The organism is Dysgonomonas sp. 25 (assembly GCF_010501075.1).
GTDB lineage: Bacteria > Bacteroidota > Bacteroidia > Bacteroidales > Dysgonomonadaceae > Dysgonomonas.
Window position 1 is genome coordinate 268866 of sequence record NZ_QVMN01000004.1, and the last position, 10616, is coordinate 279481.

At 32.4% G+C, this 10616-nt stretch carries 9 protein-coding genes; all 9 read left to right on the top strand.

Annotated features, from left to right (window positions below):
* Window positions 1-10 precede the first annotated feature (10 nt).
* Complete coding sequence (locus D0T66_RS08820; RefSeq protein ID WP_163356902.1) at window positions 11-892, top strand: hypothetical protein; 882 nt, start codon at window positions 11-13, stop codon at window positions 890-892.
* A 232-nt stretch (window positions 893-1124) separates the two neighbouring features.
* Entirely contained in the window at window positions 1125-1868 is a 744-nt protein-coding gene (locus tag D0T66_RS08825; RefSeq protein ID WP_163356903.1) for a glycosyltransferase family 2 protein, read from the top strand.
* Between the two features lie 4 nt (window positions 1869-1872).
* Window positions 1873-3117: a hypothetical protein gene (locus tag D0T66_RS08830; RefSeq protein ID WP_163356904.1), complete on the top strand. Its 1245-nt coding sequence runs from the start codon at window positions 1873-1875 to the stop codon at window positions 3115-3117.
* A 5-nt stretch (window positions 3118-3122) separates the two neighbouring features.
* Complete coding sequence (locus D0T66_RS08835) at window positions 3123-4370, top strand: glycosyltransferase family 4 protein (RefSeq protein WP_163356905.1); 1248 nt, start codon at window positions 3123-3125, stop codon at window positions 4368-4370.
* Window positions 4345-5481, top strand: a complete 1137-nt coding sequence (locus D0T66_RS08840; RefSeq protein WP_163356906.1) for a glycosyltransferase — start codon at window positions 4345-4347, stop codon at window positions 5479-5481. Before D0T66_RS08835 ends, D0T66_RS08840 begins: the two co-directional genes overlap by 26 nt.
* Window positions 5482-5498: 17 nt before the next feature.
* Window positions 5499-6797 carry a nucleotide sugar dehydrogenase gene (locus D0T66_RS08845; RefSeq protein ID WP_221412200.1) on the top strand — a complete coding sequence of 433 codons (1299 nt, stop codon included), beginning with the start codon at window positions 5499-5501 and terminating at the stop codon, window positions 6795-6797.
* Between the two features lie 20 nt (window positions 6798-6817).
* Window positions 6818-8650: an acyltransferase family protein gene (locus D0T66_RS08850; protein ID WP_163356907.1), complete on the top strand. Its 1833-nt coding sequence runs from the start codon at window positions 6818-6820 to the stop codon at window positions 8648-8650.
* Between the two features lie 315 nt (window positions 8651-8965).
* The gene (locus D0T66_RS08855; RefSeq protein WP_163356908.1) at window positions 8966-9562 is read left to right on the top strand and encodes an SIS domain-containing protein; all 597 of its coding nucleotides are present in this window, start codon (window positions 8966-8968) and stop codon (window positions 9560-9562) included.
* Between the two features lie 2 nt (window positions 9563-9564).
* On the top strand, window positions 9565-10605 hold the full coding sequence (locus D0T66_RS08860) for a dehydrogenase (RefSeq protein WP_163356909.1): 1041 nt from the start codon (window positions 9565-9567) through the stop codon (window positions 10603-10605).
* Window positions 10606-10616 lie beyond the last annotated feature (11 nt).

The window sequence follows — 10616 nt, forward strand, 5'->3', positions numbered from 1 at the left end:
TAAATAGACTATGAATGAGTTCGATGTTGTAATCTGTACTGCACTTAAAGACTGTAATGTTTTAAAAAAAAGTATTTTTTATATAAGAAAAAATATATCCCCTCAAAACATATATATCATCACTGATGTTCGGAATTTTCGTAGATTTAATCTCATAAAAGATATTATTCTTATAGATGAAAACAAACTATTGCCAGATTTAACATTTAGCAAAGTAAAGGCTACTATTGATGATCACCTTATAAATAAAGGGTATGGTTGGTATTTTCAGCAATTTCTAAAAATGGGATTTGCATTAAGTGAATATGCAAAAAAGAAGTATTTAATTTGGGATGCAGATACAATTCCCTTAAATGAAATCACTTTTTTTAAAGATGATAGACATATATTTACAGCGAAAAAAGAATATCATAGAGCTTATTTTGATACCTTAGAAAGATTAATTGGCTATAAAAAAGAATTTGTGAAATCATTTATTAGCGAACATATGATGGTTGATGTTGATATAATGAAAGAATTAATTGCTCAAATAGAAAATAATAAACAAATAAAAGGAGAGAAATGGTTTGATAAATGTATTTATGCTATAGATAAAGAGGAGAAAAATGGTTTTAGTGAATTTGAAACTTATGGAACTTATTGTATTGTAAATTATCCGTCACTTATCGAAACTAGAACAATCCAAACATACAGAGGTGGTAGTAAAATTTTTAGTATTTACTTTAATTCTGACAATTTGGATGAATTGGCAAAAGAATTTGATACAATTTCTTTCGAAGTTAATCAATTTCCTATTGGGGGGGTGAAAAGAATAAGACAGAAAATACATTATTTTAGATGTAAAATTATTATGAAACTTAGGTATTCGACAAAGTTTCTTTTTTTTAAATAATCTATTCGAAAGAAAAGGTGCTTATTATAAACTATAAATATAGTTAATTGATATTTGAAGCAATTTATTATTTATGAATTAAAAGTTTTCTTTATAAGATAGGATTATATAATGAGCGTATTTATAGTAAACTTTATAAGGCAAGAAAAGAGTGATCGTATAGATTCAAAGTCATTGAAAATAATAAGTACTTTTATATTTCTGTTCGTTTTTATGAATAATAACTGAAAGAATGTATAATATATCAATTATTGTAGCTACATATAACGCTGAAAAATATATAGAACGTTGTCTCTTAAGTATAATTTCTAATAAAAGTGAAATCGTAGAACTAGTTATAATAGATGGAGGTTCCACGGATGAGACGACGAAGATTATAGGGAAATATAAGCCACATATAGATTATTTTATATCAGAGAAAGATAATGGAATCTATGATGCATGGAATAAAGCATTAAAAGTAGTTAAAGGGAAGTGGATTCAATTTATTGGAGCTGATGATATCATGTTTTCTGATGCCTTGAATAAGATGTTAGCATTTGCCGATACAGCTGAAGTTGACGAAATAGATTTAATTTTGGGAAAAGAAGAGTTAGTAGATGCTTCTGGAAAATTATTGAAATATTATGGAGCTCCTTTCTCGTGGTCTATTTTTCGTAACTACATGAATATTGCTCATGGAGCTTCTTTCCATAATAGAAAATTATTTGATGAAGTTGGCTTTTTTGACACTTCTTACAAATCTAGTGCAGATTACGAATTGTTACTAAGAAAGAGAAATACTCTTAATTGTATTTTCATGGATGAAATAATTATTAAAATGCAAATAGGAGGTACGAGTTTTTCTATAAAAGGACTTATTGAAACATTTAAGGTAAAGCAACAACATAAGTCGAATAATTTGCTAATGAATTCTTATTATTTAATCAAGGGAATACTAGGATTGGCCTTTAAAAGACTAATATGGAAAATATGATATAATGATATTGAAAATCAAAATAATAGATTTGACCCAATGGCTTGTATTATTAGGTATAGTTCTAGGGGTTCTCACGGAGTTTTTAGCAGCGATAAGTATTCTAGTGCTCATTTTGGGTGCGCGAAAAAAACTATACAATACTTCTAAAGTATTTATAGGATTATTTGTCGTAAGTATATTATCTGTTGTTCTTATATATTCAAATGGTTATCATATAAATAAATTTATTCAACAAATAGTGTTGCTGTCGGTCATATTCATAGCATATGGACAATTTTTTGAGTTTAATAAAGAATCTTTAGATAAATTGTTTTATCGTTATTTAAAAATATCTTACATTGTCTCTTTACTAGGATTAATTCAATTCATTGTTTGTTTTATATTTGTCATTGACATTTTTCCTTATACTTTGGATGGAAGTAGTTATCCAGCTCCTATAGAAAGAATAATGCCAATTCATAGCATCCTTTCCGAAGGAGGTTATTTAGGAACTTTCTTAACTCCGGCAATTGCTTTCATGCTCTTTAATATATCCTATTTTAAAGAAAATAAATTGAAATGTATTTTAATTTTGGTTATATATTTGTTGACTTTCGCTACCGTAAGTTATGTTATGTTGCTATTGATTGTATTTTCAAAGCTTTTATCTAAATTTAAATATGCAAAGTACTTCTTAATATGTGCTACACTTTTGCTTATACCCATTCTACTTTCTGTTATGGAAGGAAGTTTAGAGGGGAAAGAGTATGATAATCAGAGGTATGGAGAAACAATGATACGGAAGGTGACTCAGACACTTACCGTTTTTGAATTAAGTACAATAGAAGATTATGAGTTACTGAATCCGAGTTCATATGCACTACTTACAAATTACTATATTGCAACAAATGCGACTTCTCGGCTTATTGGTACGGGGTTAGGAACTCATTCGGAAAACTATTCCCGTATATATCCACAAAATAATTATTATTTATGGGGGCTTAATAGTGAAGATGGATATTCTTTGTTTAATAGAATATTGTCGGAATTTGGTTTATTCGGGATTGTTTCTTTTATAATATTTGTAATATTTAATTATAGAAGAAATAATATTATTAATATGGCTATTTTATTTGTTATAATGGCATATACAATAAGAGGGGGACATTATACATTGTATGGTACCTCATTTTTTTTGTTCTTTTATTATTATACATCGAGGAAAGGATATTATAACATTGAGTATTCAAAACAAAATGACAATTAGCAATTATGCTGAAATCAATCATAATAATAAATGACTATGCATATATTAATGGCGGAGCTGGGTCTGTGGCGATAAGAAGTGCTATTGACCTGGCAAAAAACAGTCCATATGATACTTATTTTGTCTCGTCTGTAGGTCCGGTATCGGAAGAGCTAAAAGAAGCAGGATTTAAAGGTATTATTTGCCTTGACCAGTATGACATTCTGAATAATCCGTCTAGCCCGGCTGCATTTATGCAAGGGCTATGGAATAAAAAGGCTAAAAATAGCATTTATTCCTTTTTAGAAAAGTTCGATAAAAAGACAACAATTATTCATGTTCACACATGGACAAAAGCTCTTTCAAGTTCCATTTTCTCGGCTATAAACGAACTGGATTTTAGTGTAATAATAACCTTACATGATTATTTTATAAATTGCCCTAATGGAGGATATTACAATTATCCTAAAGCGCGGATCTGCGAATTGAAACCCATGTCGGCGAAATGTATTCTTTCCAATTGCGATAGTAGAAAATATTATTTCAAATTATGGAGGGTGGTACGGCAATATATACAAAACAGTGAGCTAAAATGTACTGAAAATATATCCTATATAGGAGTATCCGATTTTTCTAAGAAACAAATCTTATTACGTTCTCCTGAATTAGGAAATATTTCGATCATAGACAATCCGGTAGAGCTTTTGTGTAAAGATAAGGTTAACGTAAGTGATAATAAGGTATATACTTATTTAGGCCGACTATCGGAAGAAAAAGGAATAAGGTTGTTTTGTGACATAGCAGAAAAAATGGCTATAGATGCTATTGTTATCGGAGATGGGCCATTAAAAAAGGAATTGGAAGAAAAATATGGTACTAAAATCAAATTCACGGGATGGTTGGCCCCAAAAGAAATAGATAAGTATTTAAAACAAACAAGATGTTTAATATTTCCATCGTTATGGTATGAAACTTTAGGTTTGACAGTCTTAGAAGCTCAAAGTTATGGCATTCCCTGTATAGTCTCAGCCCAATCGGCCGCTGCCGATTTAATAACTGATAATGAAAACGGATTATTATTCAATGTCGAGAATCCAGATTCTTTGGAAAGAACCATACAGAAAACTGTTGATGATAATTATATTGATTTACTTTCCGAAAATTCTTTTCAAAGTTTTAATGCATCTAAGTATAGCATTAGAAATCATGTTCGATCTTTATTGAATTTTTATTTAAAGACATTAGAAAATGAAAATAGCAATAGTTCACGATGAGCTAGTAAGAAGAGGAGGTGCGGAGCAGGCAACTTTACGCTTACATGAAGCATTTCCTACAGCACCAATATATACGAGTTGTTATAACCCTCAAAATACATATGACGAATTCAAGAAGTGTGACATCAGACCTAGCTGGTTTTCTAAATTTGTAAAGGATGAAAAGTGGCTTAAGCGCTTGTTTTATCCTTTTAGTATTTGGGCTATGCGAAGTATTAATTTGAGAGAATATGATGTTGTGTTAATATCTACAACTAATTGTGCTAAATATGTAAATACGAATCCGGAGAATCTTTTTATCGCATTTTGTCATTATCCATTCAGATTAGCCTGGTTTCCGGAAAGTTATTCAGAAGTGGTAAATAGTAATGGCCTAAAGAATAGATTATATAAGTTTGTCATAAATAGGTTGAAAAAAATCGATTATAATGCAGCTCAAAATATTGACTGGTTTATAACAAACACACCTGAGATTTCAGAAAAAATAAAAGTATGCTATAATCCTCGAAATGAAATCTCAGTTATTAAGTCATCAATACCGTGCTCTAATTTCTTTGTATCAGATACTCCTCGCCTTGATTATTATTTGGTGATATCTCGGATTGAGTATTATAAAAAAGTAGATCTAGTGGTAGATGCATTTTTAAAAATGCCAGATAAGAAAGTTATAATAGTAGGGACAGGATCAAAGAAAAGAGAACTACAAGCCAAAGCTACATCAAATATTGAATTTAGAGAAGGACTCTCTAAAAATGAAATAGCTGATTTATATGCGAATTGTAAAGCTTTTATTTTCCCGCAGGAAGAGGATTATGGATTAACTCCTCTTGAAGCGAATGCTTCGGGAAGGCCTGTTATCGCTTACGGAAAAGGAGGCGTAACTCAGACAATGATCCCTTACAATGGGAATAATGCAAAAAAGTGTACTGCTTATTTTTTTTACCGTCAGACCAGTGATTGCTTGATTGATGGAATAAAAAAGATGGATATGATAGATTTTGATCACACATTTATTCGTGAGCATGCAGAAACATTTGATCAAGATGTATTTGTAAATAATATTCGAAAATTTGTTTTAGAAAAATACGATTTGAAAGAAAATAAAGAGTAATAATTTAATATTCATATATGATGGAATTAAAAGACTGTAGACTAGCTGTTATAGGATTAGGCTATGTCGGATTGCCACTAGCATTAGAATTTGCGAAAAAATATAGTGTTGTAGGGTTCGACATTAATAAGGAGCGTATTAATGAACTTGCTTCAGGAAAAGATCATACTCTAGAAGCAGATGAACATTTATTACATGAAGTAATTCAGTTAGGGCAAATGAATAACGCTAAAGGACTGCAATTCTCATCAGATAAAGATTCTCTGCGTAATTGTAATGTTTATATTGTAACTGTGCCGACTCCTATTGATAGATTTAATAATCCGGATTTAATACCTCTTGTCAAAGCAAGTAAAATGCTGGGGGAAGTTATTACAAAAGGTAGTATTGTAATATATGAATCCACAGTGTTTCCGGGATGTACCGAAGAAGTTTGTGTCCCGGCATTGGAGCAAGCTTCCGGTTTGATCTTTAATCGGGATTTTTATTGTGGTTATTCTCCCGAAAGAATTAATCCTGGAGACAAAGTAAATACCCTTACAAAGATTAAAAAAGTCACATCAGGTTCTACTGAAAATATATCTATATTGGTCGATAGCCTATATTCTTCAATTATTGAAGCCGGCACGCACAGAGCTCCTAATATAAAGGTTGCAGAAGCTTCTAAGGCAATAGAAAATGCTCAGCGGGATCTCAATATTTCATTTGTAAATGAGTTAGCTATTATATTCGATAAAATAGGTATAGATACTAATGATGTACTGGATGCTGCCGGTACAAAATGGAATTTTTTGAAATATAAACCAGGGCTTGTCGGTGGGCATTGCATAAGTGTAGATCCCTATTATCTTGTTCAGAAAGCAATAGAAGTAGGTTATTATCCAGAAGTTATATCATCGGGGCGAAGAGTTAATAATAGTATTGCTTCATTTATAGCGAATAAGACAGTGAAACTCATGATAGAAAAAGGTCATACGATAAAAGGGGCTACTGTTTTAATTATGGGCATTACTTTCAAAGAAAATTGTCCTGATATTCGAAACACTAAAGTTGTAGATATATATAAGGAACTAGTTGAATTTGGAATTAATGTCGAGATTTATGATCCTTGGGTAGATATAAATGAAGTCAAAGAAGAATATAATATATATGCCGAAAATGAAATCGATCCTAATAAGAAGTATGAAGCATTAATTGTTACTGTTGCTCATGATCAGTTTTATCATTTTGATTTTAAAAAACACAAAGCCGATAATACTGTTATATTTGATGTCAAAGCATTTATTGACAGAGAGATTGTTGATGCTCGTCTGTGAAATATATTTAATACAGAAATATGGAATATAGAAAAGATATTCAGGGATTAAGAGCCATTGCTGTATTGTCTGTTTGGATTTTTCATCTGAATGAAAATATCTTACCCGGCGGCTTTATAGGGGTTGATATATTTTTTGTCATATCAGGTTTTTTAATAAGTTCAATAATTTTACATCAAAAGGAAAATAATAAATTCACCTTTCAAAACTTTTATATTAGCCGTATAAAAAGAATTATTCCGGCATATTATGTCTTTCTTATTGTAATAACTGTAGCCACAATACTCGTTTACCTGCCTGCCGATCTGTTATTTAATTATCGATTAAAGTTTTTGCATTCATTTATATTCAATAGTAACAATTATTTTGCGACTCTCGATAATTATTTTGGAGCCGCCAGTACTGAAAATCCACTTTTACATACTTGGACACTGGCAATAGAAATGCAATTTTATTTATTTCTGCCCTTGCTGGTGTTTTTGTTAAATAGGAAGAGATGTCTCTACATTGCAATTATTATATGTGTTTTATTATATAGTTACGCTCAATATCAAATTTTATCAGGGTACCAGAACTTAATGTATTTTTCACTTCCGGCTCGTATTCCGGAATTTCTATTGGGTGTTATACTCAGTTTGATAAAATGGGAAAATAAACTCAGCGATTTGTTTCAATCGATCTTGGGAGGGATAGGTTTTTTGCTTATTGTTTTAAGTACAATATTTTTTAATTCAGATACACTATTCCCTGGTTTAACAACTTTAATCCCTTGTTTTGGGGCTATCCTTATTCTTGCTAATAAAAAAGGGGGTGTTAATAAGATATTGTCTAATAAGGTAATGGTTTATATAGGTGAATTATCATATTCAATATATCTTTGGCATTGGGGGATATTAGCTCTAATGAGATACTACTATGTCGAATATGAATTAACTTTCGCTCAATACTTATTTGCCATTTTATTAACATTCTTCCTTTCATATATATCATATCAGTATATAGAAAATAAATTTAGGAAGTTGAATCTTAAACAGTTCCTGATTTACTTCTCAGTTGTACCTGTAACTATCATAATACTGGGATTATCGATGAAAGCGATAAACCTTTTTATTCATAATAACAACTATCCAGCACACCTTGTTAGTTCTGAACCGATGGGGCTAAATAATCATGCTCAATTTATTAAAGATGATATTCTTGGAGACACAAGTTCAAAGGATACGTTGTTATTGCTAGGACATAGCCATGCACTCGTAATGAAACCTTTTTTAGATAGTATTGGCAAACTAAATCATTTTTGTTTTAGAAGCATTACGAATAATCGTTATGCGGACATACCTGGATATCAACTATCGTATTTCTCTAATAAAACAGACTATGATAAATATATCGGGTTAACCGATATTGTACGAGATAAAATAAAAAATACACCTCTTGTTATTGTATGTACTACATTTGAAATGGGAGAACTGTCAGATCATCTTACTGCTTTCGAAACTTTACATTCGATGATTAATAATAATCAACATATAATACTTTTGGCTGATTTCCCGACTTTGGATAGAAATCCGATAAGAGTTAATAGAGGAGTTTTAAGAAATAGCGAAAAAAATGCTAAATTCGAAATTAAATATGACAAACCTCCAAAAGAGTTGTTGGATTATATGAATAAGTATCCTAATTTTCATTTTCTTGATATTTCGGATTCTCCAGCCTTTAAAGATTCTCCATATTATCAAGATACTATTATGTATTATGATGCAGGACATTTAAACATATATGGATCCCTTACCTATGCTAAATATTCAGGACATCAATTATCCGAATTGATTGATTCTATTTTACATCGTTGAAATGAAAATTTACGTAAGCTATTTGTAAGGGCAAAAGCAAAAAAGAACGAAAAAGCGGATTTTCGACCATTCATGCGTTTAAGCTTCCTTTTCACTTGGGCACTTAACACCCAGTTAACATGTAACTCGCATTTTGTACGATTCAATTCATTACATCATTTGCTCTTTTTCCCTTTTAAGCTATTATGAATAAATGGATTAATGTATTTTTAATATTTTGTCTTTTTGTACTTTTCTTTTTTTACCCCCTGTATATAGAAAATATCCGTAACTTTGTAATAGAAAAATATAAGGATTGGGCCAAAAATAAAAATCATGTCTAAGAATATTATAACAAACCAGATAAAATCCTCTATTGAGGTCAAACAAGCTATTTTGCATGACCCACGATTGATAGAGGATATAGAGAAAGCCGCCGAAGTAGTGACGAAGGCTTATCAGAATGGGAAGAAAACCTTACTCGCCGGAAATGGTGGTAGTGCAGCAGATGCGCAGCATATTGCCGGAGAGTTTGTGAGTCGTTTCTATTTTGACCGCCCGGGAATCCCGTCAATCGCACTTACAACAGACACTTCGATTCTTACGGCTATAGGAAATGACTATGGATATGAGAAACTTTTCTCTCGTCAGGTACAAGCTTTAGGCAACGAAGGCGATATCTTTATCGGGATATCTACCTCCGGTAATTCGCCGAATGTTATTGCGGCACTCGAAGAATGCAAGAAGAAAGGTATCTATACAATCGGATTAACAGGACAAGCTGGAGGAAAAATGGCTGAACTATGTGATATCACGATCAAAGTTCCGTCTATGGAAACGCCTCGTATCCAAGAATCACATATTCTTATCGGGCATATTATATGCTGCATAGTTGAGGATATTATTTTTAATCACCTAAAGCCTCAGAAATAGCTATGATAATACGTTCAAAAGCCCCACTGCGATTAGGTTTAGCCGGAGGAGGAAGTGATGTCTCCCCCTATAGCGACGAATATGGTGGTTCCATCTTGAATGCGACAATCAGTCTGTATGCATATTGTACGATCGAAGAGACCGAAGATGGGAAAGTTTCCTTAAATGCTCCGGATATAAATACTTCGGCTACTTATCCGGTAGCATCACAACTTCCGATAGATGGTTGCCTGGATTTGCATAAGGCTGTCTACAACCGTATTGTCAGAGATTATAATATAGACCCTTGTTCGTTCGCAATAACTACCTATTCCGATGCACCTCCGGGAAGCGGTCTGGGTTCTTCCTCAACTATGGTCGTTGCCATTATAAAAGCTTTCTGTGAGTGGTTTAACCTGCCTCTTGGAGAATATGAAATGGCTCGTCTCGCATACGAGGTAGAACGTATCGACCTAAAGTTGAGTGGAGGGAAACAAGACCAATATGCGGCCACATTTGGTGGATTCAATTTTATGGAGTTCAAAAAAGATGATCAGGTTATTGTCAATCCTCTTCGGATTAAGCAATGGGTTATAGATGAACTCGAATCTTCTATTATTCTGTATTATACGGGAGCTTCGCGCGAATCGGCTAAGATTATAGATGAACAGAAAAAGAATACCGAATCGAAGAATGTTATTGCCATTGAAGCTATGCACCGTATTAAGCAAAGCTCAATAGATATGAAGGAAGCAATACTCAAAGGAGATATCGCCAGCTTTGCCCGGATATTGGGGCAAGCTTGGGAAGATAAGAAGAAAATGGCTTCGTCGATATCTAACAGTCATATAGACGACATCTTTCGGGTGGCTATCGATGCCGGAGCCATAACCGGTAAAATATCAGGTGCAGGTGGTGGCGGATTCATTATCTTTGTGGTGGAACCAACGAAAAGGATAAATGTAATTAATGCCTTAAACCGTCTTGATGGAAGGGTGGTTGATTTCCTCTTCACAAAAGGTGGTTGCCACGGCTGGAAACTATATCAGAAAAGCCTTTGCTAAATAAGATAGCA